Raw genomic sequence first — 24,219 nt, forward strand, 5'->3', positions numbered from 1 at the left:
CGGTCACATGACATCCAACTTATCCGAATCTCACTTCGCAGCGAATACCTATTCGTATACCCTTCAGTACCCGGTACGGGACTGCGTAGAGCGTCTTGCACAACGCGGATTCCGCGAGTTCGAGCTGATGATGTACCCGGGACATCTGTGGCCGGCGCATACGGACAAGCGCGCACGGCGCGAGCTCAAAGACTACCTGGTCGGCAATGGGTTGAGCGTGACAACGCTCAACATGCCGAACATCGACCTGAACATCGCGGCGGCCACGACCGAGATGCGCGAAATGACCATGGGCATCCTGCGCCAGGTCGTCGAGCTCGCCGGGGACATCGGGGCCGAGGGCGTGGTGATCGGGCCCGGGAAGGCGAACCCCTTGTTCCCCATGCCTAAGGCGCCGCTCGTGGAATACTTCCACCAGGCCCTCAGCCAGCTGGTTCCGCTGGCCGACGACGTCGGCACGGCCATCTTTGTCGAGAACATGCCCTTCGCCTTCCTGCCTGGTATCGTGGAGCTGCTGGTGGCCATCGAGCAGTACGGGGACGAGCGGATCGGGGTTGTTTACGACGTGGCCAACGGACACTTTGTCAAGGAAGACGTCTGCGCGTCTCTGAAGCTGTGCGCGCCGCGTCTTCGCGTCGTCCACGTTTCGGACACGAACCAGACGCTGTACCGCCATGACGCGGTCGGGCTGGGCACGGTTGACTTCGCGCCCATCCCGGCCACCCTACGGGAAATCGGGTTCAAGCGCAGGCCCATCCTGGAGATCATTGCGAATGACCCAGATGAGGCCCTGGAGCTCAGTGCGCGCAGGCTCGAAGAGCTCGGGTGGGCCATCGTTTCACAAGTTTAAGGAGATAGGCATGAAGAATTACGGGAAGTGCTACATCGACGGCCAATGGGTAGAGCCCATCACGTCCAGGCCGTTCGAGCTGATCAATCCTGCGACAGAGAAGGTGTTCGCCACTGTCGCCCTCGCGGGCACTGAGGATGTGGACCGCGCGGCGAAGGCGGCGCGAAGGGCGTTCAATTCCTTCAGCCGAACGACGAAGGAAGAGCGGATCGACTTGCTGCAAGCGATCGTGGCGGCCTTTTCGGCGCGTGAAGCCGATGTCGCCGACGCCATCACAGCCGAGCTGGGCGCGCCGAGGAGCAATCGCGGCATGACCGGGGCGGCGATGGACTCGTTCAAGCAGGCCATCGCAACCCTGAAGGACTACGAATTCGAGACCCGCGAGGGTGTCAACATCATTCGTCGCGAACCGATCGGCGTTTGCGGCCTGATCACCGCCTGGAACTGGCCTGCCCAGCTGATTGCGACCAAGCTGTCCATGGCGATCGCCGCGGGCTGCACCTCGATCGTCAAGCCCAGCGAGTTCACGCCGATCACCGCGATCGTGATGGCCGAGATCCTGCACGAGGCGGGCGTTCCGGCTGGCGTTTTCAACCTGGTTGTCGGGGATGGTCCGACCGTCGGCAATGCGATCTGCAAGCACCCCGACATCGACCTCGTTACCTTTACGGGCTCGACGCGTGCTGGCATCCTGGTGGCGGAGGCTGCCGCGCCCTCTGTCAAGCGTGTTGCCCAGGAGCTGGGTGGGAAGTCCGCCAACATCGTTCTGCCCGATGCCGACCTGGAAGCCGCTGCACGATGGAATGTCGTGCGGGCGTTCACGAACACCGGTCAGTCATGCCACGCCCCGACGCGTATTCTGGTGCACAAGGAGCAGCGGGACGAGCTGCTTCGCCTCCTGCAGCAGGAAGTGGCGAAGGTCCGAGTGGGTGACCCGCAGGATCCCTCGACCACGATGGGCCCCGTGGTGAACAAGGCTCAATTCGAAAGGGTTCAGAAGTACGTCCAGATCGGCATCGACGAAGGCGCCAAACTGGTCTGCGGGGGTGTGGGGCGTCCGAACGGGCTCGAGCAAGGCTACTACGTCAAGCCAACGGTCTTTTCGGACGTGAGTCCGGCCATGACGATCGCGCAGGAGGAAATCTTCGGCCCCGTCCTCGCTGTCATGACGTATGCCACCGAAGCCGAGGCGATCGAGATCGCGAACGGGACGGTCTACGGCCTGGGCGGGTACGTGTTCACGCGTGACCCGCAGCGGGGCTACGCCGTCGCCGCCCAGCTCCGGGCCGGGCGCGTGTTCCTGAACGGCGCGCCCAGCAACACCGCGGCCCCGATGGGCGGCTACAAGCAGTCGGGCAACGGCCGCGAAATGGGTGTTTTCGGCCTCGAGGAGTACCTCGAGGTCAAGGCGATGATGGGCTTCAGCGAATCGGCGGCTACCTGATCGAACGGGTGTAAGCCACTCGCACCGTCCTGCCCGGCAGCGCATGACAACGCCGGGCGGACCCTTTCGATCCAGACCTCGGATGACCTGTATGCCGGGGAGACCGTATATGGCGCGGACAGCCAAAGCTGGAATTCTCGAGTGCCTTGCACGAAATCTGCGGCAGTCACCCAGCAGCGCTCCGGCGCACTCATATTTCAGATAAACCGCCAGGAACGCAAGACGCGTGGATCTCCAACTACGAGGAACCGTGGTCCTCATCACGGGCGGTAGCAAGGGAATTGGCTTCGAATGCGCGCGCGCCTTCGCGCGCGAGGGAGCACGCGTCGCGATCGCCGCACGAAATCCGGTGACTCTGGCAGCGGCCGTTGACTCGCTCCAGTCCGAAGGCATCCAGGCTCACGCCGAGTGCGTGGATTTGCGCGACGCCACCTCGCTGAATGCGGCCGTGGGACGCATCGAGGCCGCAGTGGGGCCGATCGGCGTCTTGATCAACTCGGCGGGAGCCGCGCGGCATCACACCCCCGACAGCACCGACTCTGAGCGCTGGCTCGCGGCGATGCAGGACAAATACCTGCCGTATGTCCACGCCATGGACGCCGTCGTGCCGCGCATGGCGGCCCGCGGCACAGGCGCGGTGGTGAACATCGTCGGGACGGGCGGAAAAGTGGCAAGCGTGACGCACATGGCTGGCGGAGCCGCGAATGCCGCGCTCATGCTGGTCTCCGCAGCGTTTGCCAAGGCCTGGGGCCCCAAGGGCGTCCGCGTGAACGTCATCAATCCCGGCGCCACCGAAACGCAGCGGCTTTCAGCGCAGCTGGAAGTCAAGGCGGCTGCATCCGGTAAGTCTGTCGGGGAAATCCGCGCCGAGGCCGCGTCGAGCATCCCGCTGGGACGCTACGGGGCTCCGCGGGATGTCGCAGCCACGGCGGTGTTCCTGGCTTCCGCGCCGGCCTCTTATATCAATGGCGCAAGCGTCGCCGTCGACGGCGGCACGACATCGTTACCCTGAGGCGGGAAATGGAAAGCATCAGTCGCCGGCTGTCGAACTGGGTCGCAGGCCTCTCGTACGAGCAACTGCCTGACGAGGTCCTGGACCGGGCCCGAGGCGTGCTTCTCCAGGGTCTTTCGTCCGCACTCATGGGACACGACCAGCCGGAGACCCGACTGGCCATCCGGCTGGTGGAGGAGGAGGAGTCCGGGGGGCGTTGCACAGCCCTGGTGGACGGCCGGCGATTTACGCGAGCGGGTGCAGCTTTCGTGAACGCCGAAATGATGCTCAGCGGGGGGCAAGTGGGACACCTTTCGCATGGTCACGCATCCGGGGTGTGCAGTCTTGCCGGCGGCGCTGGCGGCCGCCGAAACGACGAGCTGCTCGGGCCGAACGTTCCTGACGGGCGTCGTGGCGGGCTACGAAGTTATGCTTCGCATGGCGTCGGACTTCGTTCCGACGGTGATGGCGCGCGGCTTCCACGCCGGTCCGGTCTTCGGCATCTTCGGCGCCGCCGTGGCGGCGGCCAAGATCATGGGGCTGTCGGCAGACGAGGTCCACGGCGCGATCGCACAGTGTGTGAATCTTGCCTCGGGGAACCTGGAATGCGCCCGCGGCGGCGGGCGCGCCATGCGCGAGGGCGCGGCGGTGCGCAATGCGCTGCTGGCCGTTGCCCTGGCGCGGCAGGGACTTCCCTCGGCCGAGTCGGTTCTGGAAGGACCTGCAGGCTTCTACCACTCGTACGCTGGATCGAGGGAAGGGCGGCTCACCTACAGCTTTACCGGCGAGCTGCTCGCCGACCTCGGCCGAATCACCGATGGCCTGGGCGCTCAGTGGCGGCTGCTTGAGACATTGTTTCGCGTCTACTCCACCCCCGGTTACAACGTCGCGCACGTAGATGTCACCGCGGCGCTCTGTGAGCGCGACGACATCCGACCGGAAGACGTCGCCCGAATCGAATGCGTGGTGAACTGGCTGGAGACCCAGTACCCTAGCCCAGCGTTCCCATCACGCCGCACGGACCTGGCTCCGGGCCGCGAGCGGCCTCATTACTATGCTGCGCATGCCGTTCTCACCCGCGGCTTTCCTGTCACCAAGGATGTCGTGCGCCGGATCGGCGAGCCAGACCCCGCGGGCCTGTCCGAAATGATGGCAAGAGTGCGCGTGGTGCCGTCCCATACTCAGCCGCTGTTCGCGCCTCGCGTGACGATCTTCACCAAGGATGGCATAGCCCATTGCCTCGAGGGAACGGGCCAGGAATTCATGCTGGACTACGACACGCTGGCATCGAGGCTCGCACCGCTGGGCGACGTGGCTCCGATCGGCAAAGCGCAGTACGACCGCCTCGCACGTGAGTGCCGCCTCATCGATGGCGCGGCAGACATTTCCGGACTGATCGCGCTCACCTGCCCGCTTCGCTCCGCCCGGTAACGCGCAACGTCCTCTCAAGCGGCTCAAAGCGCGGATCACTCGATAGATTTTCCGTGCCGGCGCGCCCCAAAATGGTTTCGGTGAGTGAAACCTATGACATCTGGTGGAACCTGCGTATAATTTCCGATGGGGATACGAGAGACTATCCAGATGTATTTGGCGTCGTCGACGTCGGGACAAGGCAACAGAGATCGAAGGAAAGGTCAACAATGGCTCAGCTATCAGGAAAGAAGGTTCTTATCACGGGTGCTTTGGGCACAATCGGGCGCGCGATGGTGTCACGATTTGCCGAAGAAGGCGCCGCAGTCATCGCACTCGACCGCCCGGGCATCCCGGGCGCTCAGGCCACGCTGGACCAGCTAGCCAAGGATGTGCGGTATTTCGGCTGCGATCTGAACAAATTGGCGGCTACCGAAGCATCGGTGTCCGACTTGGCGGACGAAGTGGGCGGGATCGACATCCTTGTCAACAACGCGGCCCTCGTCATCATGAAGCCTTTCGAGCAGTTTTCGATCGAGGAATATGAGGATCAGGTCCGGATCAATTCGTCTGCAGCCTTCGTGTTGGCACGCGCCTGCAGCCGGGCTATGAAGGAACGCAAGTACGGAAAGATTGTCAATGTGACTTCGCTGACGCTCACCGGCCGTTGGGATGGTTACGTGCCCTACATCGCCTCGAAGGGCGCTATGTTCGGTCTGATCAAGGGCCTGGCGCGCGAACTTGGTGCTCACGGCGTCAACGTGAACGGCATTTCTCCCGGTGCGGTGATTTCGGAGGCGGAGTTCCGCGACCGCGCTGATACCCGCGAGCAATATCACAACTGGATCCTCGAGAACCAAAGCCTCAAACGGCGGATCGAGGCAGTCGATATTGCCAACCTCGCCGTCTTCTTGTCCTCCCCGCAGTCCGACCTGATTACGGGCCAGAACATCCAGATAGATGGCGGCTGGTAAGACCGACTCACGGCCGCTCGGACAGCCGGCCGGAACGCGCCGCCATGATGCCTTGGCCTGAAAACGATCTGGAGGAGCACATGACGAAACACCATCCTTCGCTTTTCGCCGAGGATTTCATCTTCCTCGAGGCGCCGCGTTGGCACGCGAATCGGCTTTGGGTTTCGGATGTCTTCGACCACACCGTCTACGCTCTTGACCCGGACGGCAGTCGGCAGAAGATCTGCGAAGTCCCGCATCGGCCGTCGGGCCTTGGCTTTTTGCCGGATGGCACCCTGATCGTCGTATCCTCCAAGGACCGCAAGCTGATGAGGATCGTTGGCAATTCCATTGCGGAATACGCCGATCTCTCCGGGATGGCTTCGGGCGACGTCAACGACTTTGCCGTCGACCGGCACGGCCGGATCTATGTCGGCAACTTCGGCTATGACTACGACGCTGGCGAGCCAAGGGCGCTGACGGACCTTCATCGGGTCGATCGCGACGGGTCGATCAGCGTTGCGGCGACGGGTTTGGACTTCCCGAACGGATCGGTGATCATCAATGAGGGAAAGACCCTGGTCGTGGCGGAGACCTGGCTTGGGCGGCTGACAGCCTTTGATATCGACGAAGAAGGAAAACTCGGCAATCGTCGCATCTTTGCCGATCTGGGAACGCGTGAGCCCGACGGGATCTGCGCCGACGCCGCTGGTGCGATTTGGGTCGGCTGTTTCAATACGGGCGAGTTCCTTCGTGTTCTGGACGGCGGGACCATCACGGACATCATTGCGTTCGACGGTCGAGCCGTTTCCTGCACGTTGGGGGGAGCGGACGGGCGTCAGCTGTTTTGCACTGTCTATCGCGGCACGCTCGACGAGCTGATCGCACGCAAGAGGAACGGCGCTGTGTTCAATGTCCAGGTTGACGTGCCGGGCCCGGCTTCTTCATGAGCCTGAAGGCGTTCGGCGCCAGGTTGCGGCCTTGCTCCTCCGCACTTGAGCCTCAACCTGCGAAATTGCTGTGCGATTTAGACCTGCCATGGAAGTGACGCGGTGACTGGAGCGGCAGTTTCCGAGACCCGGCATACCAAGTGGAGAAAAGCAAGAGCATAGGAATGCATTCCCAGCTTGAGTCCTTGAGGCCAGGCTTTTTGAGCGAAGTATTGGAGGCGATTCGGAAATGAAGATCGGATACATTGGACTGGGCGCTCTGGGTAGTGAGCTCGCGCGGCGTTTTCTGCGAGAGCACGAACTCTGCGTCTGGGACATCAACGCGGTAGCCGTTGAGGAGTTCAGGAAGCTCGGCGCGAGGGTTGCGCCGACGGCGAAGGAATTGGCTAGGCAGAGCGAGGTGGTCTTGCTGTGCCTGCCGCGCAGTTCCGATGTACGCCAAGCCATCTTTGGACCCGGTGGATTGGCTGAAGGGCTTTCAGCGGGCCAGCTCGTGGTCGACCAGACCAGTGGCGTGCCGAGTGAGACTCGGGCGATGGCCGTGCAGCTTGCCGAGCGCGGCGTGGCGATGCTGGACGCAGCTGTGTCCGCCAGCCCCCATGTTGTTGCACAAGGCAGTGCCATCCTCATGGTCGCGGGTCCGGACGACGTGTATGAGAGAGCGCTTCCCGTCCTGCAGGCCATTACGCAGACGGTCTACCGTTGCGGCACGCGGGTGGGCGATGGCCAAGCCATGAAGATGGTCAATAACGCTATGAACGCAGGTTGCCGGCTGGGCACACTGGAGCTCGTCGCAATGGGCAGGAAGGCAGGGCTATCACTGGAGTGCATGACCGACGTGCTCAATAAGGGAGGAGCACGCAACCAGACGACGGAAAAGATGCTGCCGGCGATTGCTCAAGGCAAGTCGTCAACCAACTTCGCGCTGTCGCTGATGCTCAAGGATGTGGATCAGGCAGTCATGCTGGGGATGGATGTGGGTGCGCCCATGCCCGTTACCAGCATCGTGCGCGGCCTGCTGCAGATCGGCACCAACACACTGGGCGACAAGGCTCGTCTGGAGGACATGATCGGGCTGATCGAATCGATGGCAGCGACGCGCCTGGCGTCGCCTGTCGAGACGGTCGATGCCTCGAGCGTGCAGCCGGTCTCGCGAGACCTCGACAGTTTACGGGTAGGTTACGTCGGACTGGGCGCCATGGGCGGTGCGCTGGCGCGGCGGCTGATGCAATCCCGCAAGCTGCACGTCTACGATGCCAGTCCTGACGTCGCCAAGCAGTTCGAGGCCGAGGGCGCGGTGGTCGCTCCGAGCCTGCCGGCGCTGGCCCGGGCCTGTGACGTGATCATGATGTGCCTGCCGACGTCGGCGCATGTTCGCGAAGCGCTGTTCGGGCAGGATGGTCTGTCGGCAGGCTTGTCCGAGGGCAGTATCGTCGTGGACCAGACCAGTGGTGCGCCCGACGAGACACGGCGCCTCGCCGTTGAATTGCAGGCGATGGGTGTCGCCATGGTCGATGCACCGGTCACCGGTGTTCCGCAGAGCGCCGCTTCGGGAACGATTGCGATCATGCCCGGGGGCGATCCACACGCCTATGCCCAGGTGAAAGGCATCCTCCGGTCCATCAGCCCGAACGTTGTTTATTGCGGCCAGGTTGGCAACGGACACGTGGTCAAACTTGTCAACAATGCTGTCGCCGCAGCCTGCCGGGCTGTGACCTACGAGTGCGTCGCGGCCGGATTCAAGTACGGCCTGGAGTTGAAGGTCATGTCCGAGGTGCTCAACAAGGGCTCAGGCTGGAGTGCTGCGCTGCAAAAAATCTCGTCGGTGCTCGTGTCGGGGGCGGCTCTGTCAAATTTCCAGATTCAGTTGATGGTCAAGGACTTGAAGCTGGCGGCTGGGCTGGGCATTGCTTCTGGGGCGCCGATGATGATTTCGAACGCGGCGCGCAGCCTCTTCGAGGCGGGTGCCAACGAGCTCGGAGGGGGCACAAGCATAGAAGAAATGACACGGCTTTACGAGGCCATGTCGGGTATCAAGTTCAAGTCGGCTTAGCTTTCATCAGCAAATCAGGAGACTGCCTCTATGAAAAAATCGATATTACGCCACTTGGGCGCCGCCATGCTGGCGCTGGTCGGTGCCCATTCCACCTTCGCGGCGGATCCGTTTCCGACGCGGCCGGTGCGCATCATCGTGAACACGGCGCCCGGAGGTTTGACGGACGTCGTCACGCGTCTGGTCGCCCAGCACATGGGCGACTACCTGAAGCAATCGGTCGTTGTCGAGAACCGCGCCGGTGGCGACGGGTTGATCGGCATCCGCGCTGTCAAGACGGCACCCGCAGATGGCTATACCCTGCTGGCCGCGGCAGGTACGATTGCGCAGCAGATGGCGGTGCGCCAGGATCCTGGGTACGACCTCCTGAAGGACTTCACCGGCATTGGGATCATGGGCCGGTCCCCGTTTCTCATGGTGGTCGCGCCCACGCAGCCTGACAAGACGATGGCGGACTTCGTTGCGCGCGCAAAGGCCAATCCCGGCAAGCTGTCTTATGCGTCGGCCGGGGTGGGCACGGTGCCGCATTTCGCGGCAGAGCGCTTATTGCGGCAGGTCGACGTGAAGGTCATGCACGTACCGTACAAGGGAAATGCCGCCGCGATGCCTGACGTGATGAGCGGGCGCGTAGACATGATCCTGGAGGCTTATGGCAGCAGCAGTGCCAAGATCAAGGCGGGGCAGTTGAGGGTACTGGGCGTGACATCGGCTGCACGGGTTGCGGCGCTGCCCGATGTCCCGACGATCGCGGAGCAGGGCGTATCCAACTACAGCTACTACACCTGGCTGTGTCTCGTCGCGCCAGCGGGAACGCCGAGCGACGTTGTGCAGCGCCTATCGGCTGCTCTGCGCAGCGCCGTCTCCAGCAAGGAGATGAAGGAGCGCTTCCGCAATGACGGTATGGAAGCGATGGACTTGACTGGAGAACAGTTCAACCAGTTCCTGGCGCGTGAAGTGGCGCACAACCACAAGCTCGTGACTGAGCTTGGTGTGGAAAAGCAGTAGACCTGGGTCGTCGTGATGCAGGCACTCACAAATCAGTTCATCAACCAATCTAGGATCAACACATGTCAATTTCTCAAAGCGCACCCGGCAGCGAGGCTGCGATGACACCTGGCCATCGCCAGGCACTGGAATGGTTGCGGCGCGGCCCAAAGCGCCTGCTGATTGGCGGCGAGTGGGTTGATGCCGTTTCGGGCAAGACATTCAAGACCATCGACCCCGCGACCGAGCAAACGCTGACGGAGGTTGCCGAGGCCGATCGTGCCGACATCGACGCCGCTGTAGCGGCTGCCCGACGCGCCTTCGAGGCACCGTCATGGGCAGGCATTTCGCCTCATGCGCGCACGCGCTACCTGCTGAAGATTGCCGATGCCATCGAGCAGCATGCTGAAGAATTGGCCGTGCTCGAGTCACTGGACATGGGTGCGCCCGTGGCCTCCACCATTGGGCGGGTCGCCTCGGCAGCGGAGCTCTTTCGCTATTACGCTGGCTGGGCGACGAAGATCCAGGGCACCACCAATCCCTCCGACGCCTCCCGCTTCATCTACATGTTGCGCGAGCCGATGGGTGTGTGCGCACTCATCAATGCCTGGAATGTCCCGATCGTGATGGCCGCCACCAAGCTTGCCCCGGCACTGGCGTGTGGCAATACGGCTGTTCTGAAGCCGGCCGAGCAGTCTCCACTGACAACGTTGCGACTGGGGGAATTGATACAGGAGGCAGGACTGCCTCCGGGGGTCGTGAATATTGTTCCGGGATTCGGCGCCACGGCGGGCGCAGCCATGGCGGAGCATCCGGACGTGGACAAGATCGCGTTCACAGGTTCTACCGGGGTGGGCCGGCAGATCATGCAGGCGGCCGCCGGCAACATGAAGAAGGTGACGCTGGAGCTTGGCGGCAAGTCACCTAACATCATTTTCCCCGACGCAGACCTGGATAAGGCGATCGAGACCGCCGTGGTGGCGTTCTGCAGGAACTCCGGGCAGATCTGCTCCGCAGGTACGCGGCTCTTCGTCCACGAAAGCCTGCACGACGAGGTCACTGCGCGGGTGGCAAAGATCGCGTCTGGTTACAAAATGGGATCGCCGCTGGTGCAGGACACTCAGCTTGGCCCCTTGATTTCCGAAAGGCAGATGGAGCGGGTGCTGTCCTATGTCGAGGCGGGCCGACGCGATGGGGCAGAACTGGTGCTGGGAGGCACGCGCTTTGGCGACGTGGGCTATTTTGTCCAGCCTACCGTCTTCTGCCGTGTGTCGAACGGCATGAGGATTGCCCAGGAGGAGATTTTCGGACCGGTGCTGTCGATCATCCCGTTCAAGGACGAGGATGACGCTATCTTGAAGGGCAACGACACGGAGTACGGCCTGGCCGCGGCCGTCTGGACGCGGGATGTCAGTCGGGCGCACAGGGTGGCGCGCGCCCTGAAATCGGGCCGCGTCTGGATCAACACCTATGCGGAAACCGATCCCGTAATGTCGATCGGAGGCTACAAACAGTCCGGTTTTGGCCGTGAAATGGGGCCGGAGACGATCGAGGCATACACCCAGACGAAATCTGTTCTTATGCGGTTGTGAGAGTGGTCCGACGGGTCCCGTTGCCTCTGGGCCTGCTGCCCTGGACTCAGGGCAATGGACAACCTCGCCGACCTTTGGGGCAGAGCGCTTCGGCGCCACGGTCAGCGCGATCGCCCGAAGATTGGCCGTCTGGCTGACGAATGGCTGTTTCGGGCCCGCATTCTTCATCTTCGCCAGACGCGCGCTTCGATGCTGCCCACCCAAGGCAGGAGCATCATGCGTGGATCGCGCGCCGGGATCTGTGCGGAGGGACGCCTGGTAACAGGCGTCCCTACCGCGATGTGCGCCCAGCATGGGCGCGAACCTGCGGGTGCAAGTCCCGCCACGAGCTGGTCACAGTGAGTGAAGTGAAGCGCAACTGCATGAGGGTGACCGAGTGTGGGGAGGAAGCGTGGAGCGTAAATCGTGAGCCGATGGACAAAAACTGCATAGAAGGCGACGCCGAGCAGGGCGAGCGGGCATCGATCCGCAAAGCTCTTGTGACCAAAGCGAAGCGGCGTAGATGCGGCGGCTGTGCGATGAAGGTTCCGACCGGGCACCAGCGGCGGCCATACAGCGCCACCCGTTTGGCAACATCATCATCCGCACCAAGCGCTTTGAGTTCCCGGTAGATCGTCCGTGGCCGCTTCCAATGTTTGAGCTGAATCGCTCGTAGACGGTGGCGCAACCATTTGTCCAGCCTGCGCCAGACTTGTGGTGTTTGCGCCAGTCCGAAGTACGCCTTCCAACCCAGCAGGTAAGGCCTGAGCTGTTCCACCACTTGCTCCATGCTGCGCCCGCCCGAGCGCCCCGTGAGTTGCCGGACCCGGGCTTTGAAGTTCGCCAGTGCCTTGTCGGCCACCTTGCATTTCACCTCGCGGCCCTGGGCTACCCACAGCGCGTACCCCAGGAACTTGCGCCCGAAGGCGCTACCCACAGCACTCTTGGCTTCATTGATCTGAAGCTTCAGCTTGCCGTACAGCGTCCTGAGCCACGCCATCACCCGCTCGCCTGCCTTCATGCTGCTGACGTAGACATTGCAGTCATCGGCATACCTCGCGAAGCTGTAGCCCCGCGCCTCCAACGCTTTGTCCACTTCGTCCAACAGCACGTTAGCCATCAACGGGCTCAGCGGACCGCCTTGCGGCGTGCCCTGTTGGCGTTCCACCTTCACCCCGTCCATGATCCCGGCGTTCAGATACGCTCGGATGAGCCGTAGGACGGCCTCGTCCGGAATGCGCCGCCTGAGCCGGTCGACAAGAATGTCGTGATTGACCCGGTCAAAGAATTTGGCCAGGTCCACGTCTACAACCACGCGCTTGCCCGCCTGGACGTACGCACGCGCGGCTTTCACCGCGTCGTGCGCACTCCTGGCGCAACAGCGCCATGTTGCTCAACAGTGTGCTGACCGTTGCCTACTTCGACCGGATGGGGATACCCCGGCTCTCATGACCTCAAACTCTCGAACCGCCGGGTGCGGGCCCGCATGCCCGGTGGTGTGGCAGGGGCGCCTCCTATTGCTGGGGGGCCCCTATGCCGATTGAGCCATGGCTATGAAGGCAACCCCGGAGCGGGGGGGCTTCATAGCGGAGCTCAGATGCGATTCAAGACGCGGCCGCCGTCCACCAGGATGCACTCGCCGGTGATGAAGCTCGACTCCTCGGAGGCGAGGAACAGCGCCAGGTTCGCAACGTCCCAGCCCGTACCCTGGCGTCCCAGGGGCACCTTGGCGCTGCGCTCGGCGTTGAGATCTTCACGCGACTTGTTGAACTGGCGCGAGCGGGTCTCGACCGCCATGGGGGTGCCGATCAGGCCGGGCATGATGCAGTTGACGCGGATGTTGAACTTCGCGTTCTGCAGGGCAAGCTGCTCGGTCATCGCGTTCACGCCGGCCTTCGTCGCCTTGTAGGCGACGTACGGATACAGGCCGACCGCGGCGGCGGAGCCGACGTTGATGATCGAGCCCGAGCGCTGCTCGCGCATGATGGCGAGCGCGTGCTTGCAGGTGAAGGCGGTGCCGCGCAGGTTGGTGCGGTAGATGTTGTCGAACCGCTCCTCGGTGATCTCCATCAGGTCGGCGTCGCCACCGCCGAGACTCACGCCCACGTTGTTGTGCAGGACATCCAGCGATCCCCAGCGACGCTTGGCTTCCGTGATCGCGGCGATGATGTCCGCTTCGCGCTGGATGTCCGCCTTGAAGGCAATCGCCTCGCCGCCTTCCTTGCGGATCATCTCGGCCGTCTCTTCGGCCGAGTCGATGGAGCGGTTGACGGCCAGCACGCGGGCGCCCTCGCGCGCGAATCGAATGGCGGCGGCCCGGCCGTTGCCCAATCCTTCGCCGGGGCTTTGCCCTGCGCCAATGACGACCGCGACTTTGCCGTCCAGTCTCTTCGAAGCGGTCCAGCCAGGACCGCGATCAGTTGAATTATCCATGTTCGTGTCTCGCTCATGTAAAAGGGATGAAATGCGCTCGCTTCCGTCAGAACAACGCAGCGCGAGCACGCTTACGGGCCTTATCCGTCGGTTGTCGGTGGCACAGAAGCAATGGTATCATTGGTTTCGTCTCTCGCTACAAGTTTCATTGGTTGGAACCATTGGAAGGACTTAAGAGGAAAGCGTATGGATCTAGGAATCAAAGGAAAGCTGGCGCTCGTGACAGCCTCCAGTGGAGGCATGGGCAGGAACATCGCCCATGCCCTGGCCGCGGAGGGTGCAAACGTCGTGCTGTTCGCTCGCACCGAGGAGAAGCTGCGCGCCGTGGCCCAGGAAATCGAGCAAAGGCACGGCGTCAGGGCGATCACGGTGGCGGGCAGCATGACCGATCGAGCGGACGTGGAGCGCCTTGCGGAGAAGCTGAGGGAGCACGGAGGCGCCGACATCGTTGTCCTGGTCAGCGGTCGGCCTCCCAACCCGCTGCGTGACACGCTCGAAGAAACGGAGCAGGCGCGATGGGACGAGGCCTACCGCAGCCAGCTTTGGGGCGTCATCGAGGTCGTCAATGGCGTGGTGCCGCAGATGCTGGATCGAGGGTGGGGGCGCATCATCGCCGTCACCTCGGCCTCCGCCAAGCAGCCTATGGCGGTCCACGCTCTGTCCACCGTGTTCCGCGCGGGTGTCACCGCCTACATGAAGGGGCTGGCCAATGAACTCGGTCCCAAAGGCATCACGGTCAACTGCGTGGCGCCTGCCCTCATAGACACGTCGCATCGCACCGGGGCGTCGGCGTACACCGAGGCCCAGGCCGCCTATCGCAAGAAACTCACGCCGCTGGGCCGAATGGGCAGCCAGGAGGAGCTGTGCGGTGTCATTGCCTTCCTGGCCTCCATGCAGGCCGGCTTCGTCACCGGGTCGACCGTGGCGGTCGAGGGGGGAATGATCGGCGCTCTGTTCTGAATGGGCCCTCAGCCGGCGGCGAGTTCGCCCTTGCCGCCGAATTGAAGTGAGATCTCGGCCGCCGCCTGTTTCGCCAACTTGATGAACTCCTTCTCGTGCATCTGGATGCGCACGGACGGCCCGTTCACGGTGATGCAGTAGCGCACCTGTTCATTGATGTCCCAGATGGGGGCGGAGATCGCTGAAAGGCCCAGCAACCGCTCGCCGTGGGAAATCGCATAACCGCACTGGCGAATGGTCGCAAGTTCCGCAAGCAAGTCGGACTGCGTACGCTTGGTGACGCGAGCAACCGAAGGCAGGATCGGAGAGAGCTCGCTCTTGGTCATGAACGCCATCAAGGTCTTCGACGCAGAACCTCCCTGGAGTGGCATCTGCTCACCCGGTTGAATGACGCTGCGCAAGGGGGATGCCGAAGTCGCGACCGCGTCTATGCAAACCCGGTTGCGGCCGACGACGGTGTGAATTGCGACCGTCTCCTTGGTCTTCTCGGCCAGATCCGTCATGACGGGACGCGCGATCTCTCGAATGTCGAGAGTGCTCTTGACAAGGCCCGCGAGTCGGGTGAAGCGGAAAGATAGGCAATAGCGCTGGTCCGCGAGGCGAACAAGATAGCCGGATTGCTCAAGACTGCGGACGATGCGGAAAGCGGTCGACTTCGGTAGTTCGATCCTGTCTGCGATCTCCTGCAGGGTCAAACTCGTCTTCGTGGCAGTAAAACTCTCGAATACCGCGAGGATCCGTTGAACCGAACGCATCATATGGGGGGCCGTGTGTTGAACATCTGCATTAAACGTGCAGATGATACCTGTACGGCCGGCCCGGGGGGCGCTGGCTGGAATCGACGACCGGTCCGAGAGTCGCCGACCTTGTTCAGGAGCCCTCGGGCGGCCGGTGGTGTTCCGGCCACAGCAGCTTCACCACTTCCCTTTGCCGGCCGTAGGCGAAGCAGCTGTCGATCTTCGTCGGGGTGCCGTCGGCGCCGATAGTGCGGACCCGCTCCGGATTCAAGCCCCGGATGCCCTGCAGCGCTGTCGTGCCCATGGGGATCAGCATTTCCATCAGGTGGGTGCAGCTCGCGGCGCCGCGAAGCCGCTCTTTGACCTTGGCCGACCAGCCGCGCGCGATCCGCTCCCCGACCAGGACAGACAGTGTGTCCTCGGCTTGCTTGCACAGGCTCCATGGCGTCACGTCCGATGCCGCAGCGATCTCCTGCACGACGTAGTCCTTGTCCACGGTCATGCGGATCCAGAGGTCGTGCAATGCCTGGCCGGCGGGAATCGGGTCTGGAGAACTGGGGCGCTGGAACGGGAAGGGTTTGCGGTCAATCAGGTGCGCCTCGACGTCATAAAGTCCGTCGTCACGCAAGTAGGCGCGCATGTCTATGACGCGATGGTGAATCTCGCGCCGAGAGCTCGGTTCGTATAGCGGCATCGTGACTTCAGGAGGAATGGCTTGGGATTGCAGGCCCTGTCGGGGCGCCGAACTGCAGCGAAATGTCGGCCGCCGCGCGTCGCACCAGCGTGATGAACTCCGTCTCGCGCACCTGAAGGCGCACCGAAGGACCGTTCAAGGTCAAGCAATACCGTACCTGCTCGTTGATGTCGAGGATGGGGGCGGAAATCGCCGACAGGCCGAGCAGGCGCTCACCATGAGATACGGCATAGCCCTGTCGTCGGATCTTTTCAAGCTCCGCAAGCAAGTCACTCTGGCTGCGCTTGCTCGCCCGTGCCGCGGCGGCCAGGATCGGGCCAAGCTCTTGCTGCGCCATGTAGGCCATGAGCGTCTTGGATCCGGAGCCCCCCACGAGAGGAAATTGCTCGCCGGGCTGTATGACGGTGCGCAGCTGCGTCGTAGCAGTCGCCAACGAGTCGATACATACGCGGTTACGCCCCACGACGGTGTGAATTCCCACCATCTCCTGCGTCTTGTCCGCCAGCTCCATCATGATCGGGCGCGCGATCTCCCGAATGTCCAACGTGCTCTTGACCAGGCCTGCAAGGCGGGTGAAGCGGAAAGAGAGGCAGTAGCGCTGGTCCTCCAGCCGAACCAGGTATCCGGCTCGCTCGAGGCTTCCGACGATGCGAAAAGCCGTCGACTTCGGCAACTCGATCCGGTCGGCGATTTCCTGCAGTGTCAGCGTCGTCTTGGTCGGCGCGAAGCTCTCGAAGACCGAAAGGATCCGTTGAACGGAACGCATCATAGGGCGGCTAAAAGAAATCTCATGTCAGTGCAAGATCGGCAACTCGCTCCTTCTTGTGCATTATAAGATAGGTTCCGTTCATCGGAACGGTGACTAATAAATGAAATCATGAGCTTCGGCGGAGTGCTCTGCAAGTTTCTACGTCGCCCCACAATCAGCGACAGCCATGAGGGCATCAAGATGGCATCTGCCAAGGTCTTGAAGGCCACTTGGCCGCGCTGCCGGGTGCACTTCATGTGCAACCGCCCTGGCGCATGCGGGTAAGATCCAGCGGCGCATGGTGTCGGCCGAGGCCGCCCGGGATCAATGGCTCCCGTGGCCGACCAACTGCGAGCCAGGCTCCCCAAGCTCAGCGCCTTCATGGACAGTGCCGAATACGATGTGCTGGCCTTCATGACCTTCCCCAGAGCGCACTGGGCCCAGATCTACAGCTCCAATCCGCTGGAACGCCTCAACGCCGAGATCAAGCGCAGGACCAACGTGGTGGGCATCTTCCCCAACGACTAGTCGGGCAAATCAGTGATGCCGTCATCTCCCGACGTGGCGTCGCCTGAAAGATTCCACCCTTGTTCGACCCATTCGAGTAGCTCGAGGAGGATTTGCTCGCCGCTCACGCATATGTCCGCGGTATCCGACCAGCAGTTGTCGGCAATGTCCCAGCCGAGCGATCGTTTGTATTCGCGACCGTTCATGAGGGCAAAACGCGTCACCCACTGCTCCAGGCTTTCCAGGCCAAACGGATGCTGAGTTGCTGCGAGTGCTCGCTGCACCGCAAACGCCGGACTGCGCACACTTGGCGATGGCGCGGACAGAGCTTGAGTGACTGCGACAAGAAGCTTGGTAGCTATGTCCTCGGTGTGTTGACCCAATGTGATTCTCCCGTTCGCCGTTGAGCAGAAAGACCATCTTTCGCACTGGCTAACCTGGAATTCGTACGTTTTCGCGAGTTTTTAAGCCGTGGTCGAAAAAATCCTCAAAGCTCAGCAGAAGAACCAGCTGCTTTCGGCTTTCGCCCCACCAGCGATTTCGTGATCAGGGACTACGAGGCTCGGCATCAGCAGCTCGTTTTGTGCGTTTTCGCGAGGCCATTCGGCCCCCTTGTAGCTCTCACTCTGCGTATTTCAGCGATCGCGGACGGTCGTTTCAAGCTGATCATGGACGGCATTTCAGCATGATCGTGGACGGTCGCGGGGGTGCGTGAGCAACGGGGTGGATGGTATCTCAATCGTCCACGATCAGCCTGAAACGTGGGGCGTTATCCACGCTGGCGCGCCAGCGCCGGGGTGGGTAACGCTGCGCCGAAGGCGATTGATTTGTGGGCCGGCTTTGAGGCAGGCTTGTCCACGGCGGCGGGCGTCGCTTGCGACGAACGACCGCCGCGGTGGGCAAGCCGTGTGCAAGGCCAGGCCGGTGGCATTCAGACTGCGCGAAGCGCTCATGACGCGGCCCTCCTTCTCATCGACTCGCCCTTGAGCGCGATCTTGTGCGCACCGTGCACGATGCGGTCCAGGATCGCATCGGCCAGCGTCGGATCGCCCAGCCACTCGTGCCACGCCGACACCGGCAGCTGGCTGGTGATCAGCGTCGAGCGCGCGCCCACGCGGTCGTCCAGCAGCTCCAGCAGGTCGTTGCGCTCCCCCGGCTCCAGGGGGGCGATGGCGAAGTCGTCAAGGCAGATCAAATCGATGCGCGCCAGCTGCGCCAGCCGCTTGGACAGGCTGCCGTCGCCGTGGGCCACGCGCAGCTCCTGCAGCAGCCTGGGGGCGCGCGTATAGAGCACGGAGAAGCCCGAGCGCGCGGCCTGCTGCGCCAGCGCACAGGCCAGCCAGGTCTTGCCCACGCCGGTGGCGCCGGTGATCAGCACGTTGTGGCCGTGGCGCAGCCACTCGCCCGAGGCCAGCGCGGTGATCAGCGAGCGGTCCAGGCCGCGCGAAGCGCGCCAATCGATGTCCTCGATGCAGGCGCCCGAGACCTTCAGTCGGGCGGCCTTGAGCAGGCGCTCGAGCCGCTTGCCATCGCGCCAATCGACCTCGTGCTGCACCAGCAGGGCCAGGCGCTCCTCGAAGGCCAGCGCCGCCGCCGCGCTGCTGATGGCCTGCTCTCGCAGCGCATGGACCATGCCGTCCAGGCGCAGGCTGCGCAGCTGGTTCAGGGTGTGTTCATTGAGCAAAGTGTTCTCCTTGGGACAGGTTGGAGGGTTGAGGGGATTCAGTGGTAGTAGTCCGGGCCACGCACGTTCTCATGCCGCGGCATCTCGGCCTGGGCGGGCGCAGCCAGCGGCTGCTGGCGATCCAGACCGCTGGCGAGGATCGACTTGACGCTGCGGTAGCTGGGTGAGCGAATCGACTGCGCCCGCGCGCAAGCCGCCTCCAGGCGCTCGGCGCCGTACTCGCGCGCCAGGCGCATCAGGCCCAGGCAGGCGCGGTAGCCCTGCTCGGGGTGCGGGCGGTGCTCCATTTGCCAGCGCACCACGGCTGCGCAGGCCGCGCCGATGCGCTCGCCCCAGGCGATCAGGCGCTGCGGCGTCCACTCGCTGTGGGCACGGTGCGAAGCGGGCATGTGCGAGGGATCGGTGGTGTGTGCCCCGCGCCGCGCGCTATAGGGATGGCAGGCCACGCGCCGGTTGGCGCTGAAGGCCTCCACCGTGGTGGCGGTGATGCGCAGCTCCACCTCGGTGCGTACCAGCCGATGCGGCACGCTGTAGTAATGCCCGTCGACCTCCACGTGGTAGTCAATGTTCACGCGCGCCCGCTTGAAGCGCGCGATGACCAGGCGGGTGGCCGGCAGCGGGCGCAGCGCCGGGCGGTCCAGCGTCTCAAAGGCGCTGGAGCGGCAGCCGGGGAGCTTCTTGAAGGGGCGGTTGTTGAGGTCTTGCAGCAGCTCGGCGATCGCCGTGTTCAGCTCGCCCAGGCTGAAGAAGCGCCGGTTGCGCAGGCGCGCCAGGATCCAGCGCTCCACCAGCAGCACCCCGGCCTCGACCTTGGGCTTCTCGTAGGACGAGAACTGCACGCCATGCAGGCAATCGAGCATCCGTAGAGTTCGAGGTCACGCACCCGTTCCACCCTTGGCGTGGCCGACGCTTCGTCCTGGCCACGCGTAAGAAGAACTGGGGCGAGGACCGGGTGATGTTCTTCGACGATCAGGGGCGACTGCGCTCGCTGCTCGCGTCCTGGACCAACGTTGATGAACCTGACGCGTTCACTCAATGCTCTGCCGGCCGCTCATGGCTGCGCGCGGACGATCTCCTGCATCTGCGAGCGCTGGTCGAAGAGATCGCCAAGGGTCAGCGGACACGGCGGCGCACGCGTTAAGCAAATTACGCCGCATGTGTAAAGCCAGATACGCCGCATGTCAGGTTGGCTTGCCTCCTTGTCTTCCGATTCTTCTCCGTATAACTCAAGTAACGGCACTCGTCATCGTTCGGAAAATGGCGCTTGACATGAATGGGTATGCGGCATATTATAGTTTACACGTTAACTGCCTTCCCACCCATGGCCAAACGCCCGACCAAGATCGATCGACTGCGCGAGATGGGCATGCTCAATCCGCAGCCCGAACGCGTGCGCGCACCGTGGTTCGAAGTGGCAGGCTTCTTCGACGCCAACGACCTGCTGCAGGTGAAGTACGAGATGCTGCGTCATGCCCGTCAGGACGGCGTCACCAAGGCCGAGGCTGCCGAGCTGTTCGGCGTGTCGCGGCCGACCTTCTACCAAGCCGAAGCCGCCTTCGAGCAAGCCGGCCTGGCGGGTCTGCTGCCTCGGCCGCGTGGACCCAAGTCGGCACACAAGCTCACACCCGAGGTGATGAGCCTGATCCACGATCTTCACCGCGAAGGCGCGCCGATTCAGGCGCGTGCGCTGGCGCAAGTGGTGCAACAGCGACTGGGTGTCATGGTGCACCCTCGCAGCATCGAACGCGCGCTTGCGCGCAAAAAAAAACGCTGACACACCGGCACGTGGCGCCACCGCTGCCGGCGCACGCCACCGAAGCCTACGAAGGGCTGCGCGAGCAAGTCGTGCGCGGACAGGCGCGGCCCGACGGACTGGGTGCCGTCGTGTTCCATGGCATGTGGTGCGGCCTGAGCGTGCTGCTGCAGACGCCGCCAACGACACCGTTGCCCTCGGCGAGCGCTTCGCACTCGCCATCCCCGGTGACGCACGACCCCCAACTCGTGCGCCTGCTTGCCAACATGGTGCTGCTGACGCAGTCGAAGGAGGAATATGCCTACTGATCACGCCCTGAAGATCGGCGCAGACCACCTGCGCCGGGACGCATTCCTGTACGTGCGCCAGTCGTCGCTGCGCCAGGTGTTCGAGAACACCGAGAGCACCAAGCGCCAATACGCGCTGCGCGACCGCGCTGTGGCCCTCGGTTGGCCGATTGAGCGCATCCACGTCATCGACAGCGACCAAGGTGTGTCCGGCGCGCAGGCCGCGGGCCGCGACGGCTTCCAGCACCTGGTGACCGAAGTCGCCATGGGACACGCCGGCATCGTGCTCGGCCTGGAAGTCTCGCGACTGGCGCGCAACAACGCCGACTGGCATCGGTTGCTGGAGCTGGCGGCGCTGTCGCGCACCCTGATCTGTGATGAAGACGGTGTGTACGACCCGGCGCACTTCAACGACCGGCTGTTGCTTGGCCTGAAGGGCACGATGAGCGAGGCCGAGTTGCATGTGCTGAAGTCGCGGCTGCAAGGCGGCATCCTCAACAAGGCCCGTCGCGGTGAGCTCGAGATTGCTCTGCCAGTGGGGCTGGTGTATGGGCCCGACGGACGCGTGTGCCTCGATCCCGATCGGCAGATCCAGGACACCGTTCGGCTGCTGTTTGACACGTTCCGCGAGACCGGCTCAGCCTGCGCCGTGCTGCGCCGCATGCGCGCGCAGCACATCCTGTTCCCGCGGCGCATCACCCGCGGCATCGGCAAGGGTGAGGTCCTGTGGGGCGAGCTGGACCATTCTCGGGTGCTGGAGGTCCTGCACAACCCACGCTACGCCGGTGCCTTCGTCTATGGACGCAGGCGCACCTCCTACAACGCCGACCTGAAGCAGGTGCAATTGCAGCTCAAGCGCGAGGACTGGCAGGTGCTGATACGCGATGCCCACCCGGGCTACATCTCGTGGGACGAGTTCGAACGCAACGAGCTCACGTTGCAGCGCAACGCGGTGGGCTTCTCGACGAACCTTCGCGGTGGTGCACCCCGCGAAGGCATCGCCTTGCTGCAAGGCCGCGTGCTGTGCGGGCGATGTGGTTCGCGAATGCGTGTGCGATACGATGCTCGGGAAGGGAAACAGCGGCCTTACTACTGCTGCAACGAAGACACCGTGCGGCGCGCCGCGAGCAGGAACTGCCAGTGGGTGCAGGGCGCCGAGATCGACGCGGCGATCAGCGCATTGCTGCTGCAGACGGTGGCGCCGGCGGCCATCGACGTGGCCTTGGCCGTACAGGACGAGATCGCACAGCGCGTGGAGCAGGCCGCCTCAATGCGAGCGGCACAGCTGCAGCGCTGTCGCTACGAAGCCGAACTCGCACGGCGCCGCTACGTGAAGGTCGATCCCGACAACCGGCTGGTGGCCGATGCGCTGGAGGCCGAGTGGAACGAGCGGCTGCGTCAGCTCGACACCCTTCAGCGCGAACACGAACGTCAGCAGCAGGCTGACCAGACGCTGTCGGACGAGCCAGCGCGCCGGCGAGTCGTCGAGCTCGCACAGGACTTCCCTCGGGTGTGGAACGATCCCAGAACCAGCGCCTTGCAGCGCAAGAAGATGCTCGCGTTGATGATCGAGGACGTCACGCTGATCAGCGGCGGGCAGATCGCCGTGCACATCCGCTGGCGCGGCGGCAAGACGCAGTCGATTACCGTCGACAAGCCCAGGCCGATCGCGCTGGTACGCAAGACCCGGCCCGAGGTCGTGCAACTGATCGACGAGCTGCTGCAGACCTACACCGATCGCGAGGTCGCCCGGCGGCTGAACGACCTTGGCCATCACAACTGGCGCGGCGACTCCTTTACGGCCAAGAAGGTCCGGCTGGTGCGCATCACCTACGGATTGAAGAGCCGGTTCCAGCGGCTGCGCGAACGCGGCATGCTCACCAGCAGTGAGCTCGCCCGCCGCTTCGGCGTGTGCCCGACGACGGTGAACCACCTCGGCCGGCAAGGCATCCTGAAGCGGCACATGTACGATAGCGACCATCGCTACCTGTACGAGCCGCCCGGCGACGTGACCCTCGTCAAGGGCGCCGGCAGCCGCTACGGCGGGCGGGCGCCCCAGCTAATTCCTGTTCCATCAACCGCACAAGGTGCACTATGAAGTCAACGCCTTGTCGCGCGGGTGCGCCGGGCGCGCGGGCAGCACGGCCACGCCGTAGTGGCTGCACAGCTCCTCGACCAAGCGGTTGACCTCGGGTTCGTAGCGGTCGGGCCGCGCGATCAGGGCGCGCGGCTGGTCCGGCACCAGCAGCCTGACCACGCCGCCGATGAACTCGAAGGCGCCGATGATCGAGGCGACCCAGTCGGCCGCGGTCTGGGTGCGGGTGGCGCAGGCCCAGGTGTAGTTGGATGCCCCCAGCACCGCCACGAAGATCTGGGCCTGGGTGATCTCGCCCGTGGCGGCGTTGACGAGCGGCATGGTCGGGCCGGCGTAGTCGACGAACAGCCGCTCGCCGGCGGGATGGGTCTGGCGCATCGAGCGCTTCAGGCTCGCCGCCCAGTCGCGGTACTTGATGCAAAAGCTCGTGTACTTGTACGCGGGCAGACCCCGCTCGCCGTGGCCGCGCTGGTACTCCTCCCACAGCAGCTGCAGGGTCACGCCGGGGCGCTTGAGCTCCTGGTGGATGAGAGCGTAGTCGGGTTCGAGATGGGTGCTCGCGCGGGCGACCGCCGGGCGGTAAAGGCGAGCTTCGAGTCGGGCGTCGTCAAGCGTTTCGGCCAAGGCCCAGTCCACGCCGGCGGCGCGGGCGAGCAGCACGATCTTGCCGACCGTGCTCTTGGCGCTGCCCGTGGCGCGGGCAACCTGGGCGTAGCTCAGGCCTGACTGAAGGTGCAGGCGAAGGGTTTGTCGTATGTGGCGCATGGTGATCCTGGGAGTGGGCATGGCGGGCCGAAAAATCGGCCAGCATGCCCGAGGTCAGGTCACTCACGCGCCCCCGCGAATCGTCCACGTTCAGAATGAAACGCCGTCCACGATCAGCGTGAAACACCGTCTACGATCGTTTGAAATGCCGTCCATGATCGGCTGAAATGGGCGTCCGTGATGGGCTGAAATACGCACTCACTCTCACGGCTGGGCTGCGAAATGTATTTGGAACAGGTTGACGTCCAGCGGACACCACGGCAAGAACGCAATGGGATTTCCATACCCATACGCCAGAAAGTTGGCGATAGCCAACATTTCATGGAAAATCCGACAAAAGGTTATCTATC

The 24,219-nt window shown here is 63.5% G+C and carries 20 protein-coding genes and 5 pseudogenes; 16 read left to right on the top strand and 9 right to left on the bottom strand.

Annotated elements, in window-relative coordinates:
* Window positions 1-7: 7 nt before the first annotated feature.
* The 10 genes and pseudogenes from FFS10_RS00190 (at window position 8) to FFS10_RS00235 (ending at window position 11,227) form a co-directional block, all read left to right on the top strand.
* Window positions 8-850: a sugar phosphate isomerase/epimerase family protein gene (locus tag FFS10_RS00190; RefSeq protein ID WP_137890285.1), complete on the top strand. Its 843-nt coding sequence runs from the start codon at window positions 8-10 to the stop codon at window positions 848-850.
* Between the two features lie 10 nt (window positions 851-860).
* A complete protein-coding gene (locus FFS10_RS00195; RefSeq protein WP_137890287.1) occupies window positions 861-2,294 on the top strand; it encodes an aldehyde dehydrogenase family protein in 1,434 nt (477 codons plus the stop codon).
* A 250-nt stretch (window positions 2,295-2,544) separates the two neighbouring features.
* On the top strand, window positions 2,545-3,306 hold the full coding sequence (locus FFS10_RS00200) for an SDR family NAD(P)-dependent oxidoreductase (protein WP_349654565.1): 762 nt from the start codon (window positions 2,545-2,547) through the stop codon (window positions 3,304-3,306).
* Window positions 3,307-3,314: 8 nt separating this feature from the next.
* A pseudogene (locus FFS10_RS23795) lies at window positions 3,315-3,557 on the top strand (MmgE/PrpD family protein); the annotation flags it as partial.
* Window positions 3,558-3,603: 46 nt separating this feature from the next.
* On the top strand, window positions 3,604-4,716 hold the full coding sequence (locus tag FFS10_RS00210; protein WP_137890290.1) for an MmgE/PrpD family protein: 1,113 nt from the start codon (window positions 3,604-3,606) through the stop codon (window positions 4,714-4,716).
* 209 nt (window positions 4,717-4,925) lie between these two features.
* On the top strand, window positions 4,926-5,669 hold the full coding sequence (locus tag FFS10_RS00215) for an SDR family oxidoreductase (protein ID WP_137890611.1): 744 nt from the start codon (window positions 4,926-4,928) through the stop codon (window positions 5,667-5,669).
* Between the two features lie 80 nt (window positions 5,670-5,749).
* Window positions 5,750-6,598: an SMP-30/gluconolactonase/LRE family protein gene (locus FFS10_RS00220; protein ID WP_137890291.1), complete on the top strand. Its 849-nt coding sequence runs from the start codon at window positions 5,750-5,752 to the stop codon at window positions 6,596-6,598.
* 229 nt (window positions 6,599-6,827) lie between these two features.
* Window positions 6,828-8,651: an NAD(P)-dependent oxidoreductase gene (locus FFS10_RS00225; protein WP_137890292.1), complete on the top strand. Its 1,824-nt coding sequence runs from the start codon at window positions 6,828-6,830 to the stop codon at window positions 8,649-8,651.
* A 30-nt stretch (window positions 8,652-8,681) separates the two neighbouring features.
* Complete coding sequence (locus tag FFS10_RS00230) at window positions 8,682-9,656, top strand: Bug family tripartite tricarboxylate transporter substrate binding protein (protein WP_137890293.1); 975 nt, start codon at window positions 8,682-8,684, stop codon at window positions 9,654-9,656.
* A 62-nt stretch (window positions 9,657-9,718) separates the two neighbouring features.
* Window positions 9,719-11,227 carry an aldehyde dehydrogenase family protein gene (locus tag FFS10_RS00235; protein ID WP_137890294.1) on the top strand — a complete coding sequence of 503 codons (1,509 nt, stop codon included), beginning with the start codon at window positions 9,719-9,721 and terminating at the stop codon, window positions 11,225-11,227.
* A gap of 538 nt (window positions 11,228-11,765) precedes the next feature.
* Here the strand turns inward: FFS10_RS00235 and FFS10_RS00245 are convergent.
* Window positions 11,766-12,578: pseudogene (locus tag FFS10_RS00245) on the bottom strand (reverse transcriptase domain-containing protein); the annotation flags it as partial.
* A gap of 221 nt (window positions 12,579-12,799) precedes the next feature.
* Complete coding sequence (locus FFS10_RS00250; protein ID WP_249931098.1) at window positions 12,800-13,708, bottom strand: SDR family NAD(P)-dependent oxidoreductase; 909 nt, start codon at window positions 13,706-13,708, stop codon at window positions 12,800-12,802.
* Between the two features lie 117 nt (window positions 13,709-13,825).
* Between FFS10_RS00250 and FFS10_RS00255 the strand changes: the two genes are divergently transcribed.
* Complete coding sequence (locus FFS10_RS00255; RefSeq protein WP_137890295.1) at window positions 13,826-14,599, top strand: SDR family oxidoreductase; 774 nt, start codon at window positions 13,826-13,828, stop codon at window positions 14,597-14,599.
* An 8-nt stretch (window positions 14,600-14,607) separates the two neighbouring features.
* Here the strand turns inward: FFS10_RS00255 and FFS10_RS00260 are convergent, their stop codons facing one another.
* The 3 genes from FFS10_RS00260 to FFS10_RS00270 form a co-directional block, all read right to left on the bottom strand.
* Window positions 14,608-15,357: an IclR family transcriptional regulator gene (locus tag FFS10_RS00260; protein ID WP_137890296.1), complete on the bottom strand. Its 750-nt coding sequence runs from the start codon at window positions 15,355-15,357 to the stop codon at window positions 14,608-14,610.
* A gap of 112 nt (window positions 15,358-15,469) precedes the next feature.
* On the bottom strand, window positions 15,470-16,030 hold the full coding sequence (locus FFS10_RS00265) for a DUF2889 domain-containing protein (RefSeq protein WP_137890297.1): 561 nt from the start codon (window positions 16,028-16,030) through the stop codon (window positions 15,470-15,472).
* A 7-nt stretch (window positions 16,031-16,037) separates the two neighbouring features.
* Entirely contained in the window at window positions 16,038-16,799 is a 762-nt protein-coding gene (locus FFS10_RS00270) for an IclR family transcriptional regulator (protein WP_137890299.1), read from the bottom strand.
* Window positions 16,800-16,952: 153 nt separating this feature from the next.
* On the opposite strand from FFS10_RS00270, the pseudogene FFS10_RS00275 reads away from it, so the two are divergent.
* Window positions 16,953-17,303: pseudogene (locus FFS10_RS00275) on the top strand (transposase); the annotation flags it as partial.
* On the opposite strand, the gene FFS10_RS00280 reads toward FFS10_RS00275, so the two are convergent.
* The 3 genes and pseudogenes from FFS10_RS00280 to FFS10_RS00290 all read right to left on the bottom strand — a co-directional run.
* On the bottom strand, window positions 17,303-17,668 hold the full coding sequence (locus FFS10_RS00280) for a hypothetical protein (protein WP_137890302.1): 366 nt from the start codon (window positions 17,666-17,668) through the stop codon (window positions 17,303-17,305). The pseudogene FFS10_RS00275 and the gene FFS10_RS00280 overlap by 1 nt on opposite strands.
* 566 nt (window positions 17,669-18,234) lie before the next feature.
* The gene (istB, locus tag FFS10_RS00285; protein ID WP_137890304.1) at window positions 18,235-18,969 is read right to left on the bottom strand and encodes an IS21-like element helper ATPase IstB; all 735 of its coding nucleotides are present in this window, start codon (window positions 18,967-18,969) and stop codon (window positions 18,235-18,237) included.
* A 38-nt stretch (window positions 18,970-19,007) separates the two neighbouring features.
* Window positions 19,008-19,790 (bottom strand): annotated as a pseudogene (locus FFS10_RS00290) (Mu transposase domain-containing protein); the annotation flags it as partial.
* Between the two features lie 65 nt (window positions 19,791-19,855).
* Here FFS10_RS00290 and FFS10_RS00295 point away from each other — a divergent pair.
* The 4 genes and pseudogenes from FFS10_RS00295 to FFS10_RS00310 all read left to right on the top strand — a co-directional run.
* A pseudogene (locus tag FFS10_RS00295) lies at window positions 19,856-20,110 on the top strand (DUF5372 family protein); the annotation flags it as partial.
* Between the two features lie 180 nt (window positions 20,111-20,290).
* The gene (locus FFS10_RS00300) at window positions 20,291-20,743 is read left to right on the top strand and encodes a helix-turn-helix domain-containing protein (RefSeq protein ID WP_137890308.1); all 453 of its coding nucleotides are present in this window, start codon (window positions 20,291-20,293) and stop codon (window positions 20,741-20,743) included.
* A gap of 11 nt (window positions 20,744-20,754) precedes the next feature.
* A complete protein-coding gene (locus FFS10_RS00305; protein ID WP_137890311.1) occupies window positions 20,755-21,030 on the top strand; it encodes a hypothetical protein in 276 nt (91 codons plus the stop codon).
* Window positions 21,020-23,107, top strand: a complete 2,088-nt coding sequence (locus FFS10_RS00310) for a recombinase family protein (protein ID WP_137890313.1) — start codon at window positions 21,020-21,022, stop codon at window positions 23,105-23,107. Before FFS10_RS00305 ends, FFS10_RS00310 begins: the two co-directional genes overlap by 11 nt.
* Here the strand turns inward: FFS10_RS00310 and istA are convergent.
* Window positions 23,102-23,869 carry an IS21 family transposase gene (gene istA, locus FFS10_RS00315; protein ID WP_349654566.1) on the bottom strand — a complete coding sequence of 256 codons (768 nt, stop codon included), beginning with the start codon at window positions 23,867-23,869 and terminating at the stop codon, window positions 23,102-23,104. The genes FFS10_RS00310 and istA overlap by 6 nt on opposite strands.
* Between the last annotated feature and the right edge of the window lie 350 nt (window positions 23,870-24,219).

Source organism: Ramlibacter sp. 2FC (assembly GCF_005503345.1).
Lineage (GTDB): Bacteria > Pseudomonadota > Gammaproteobacteria > Burkholderiales > Burkholderiaceae_C > SCMQ01.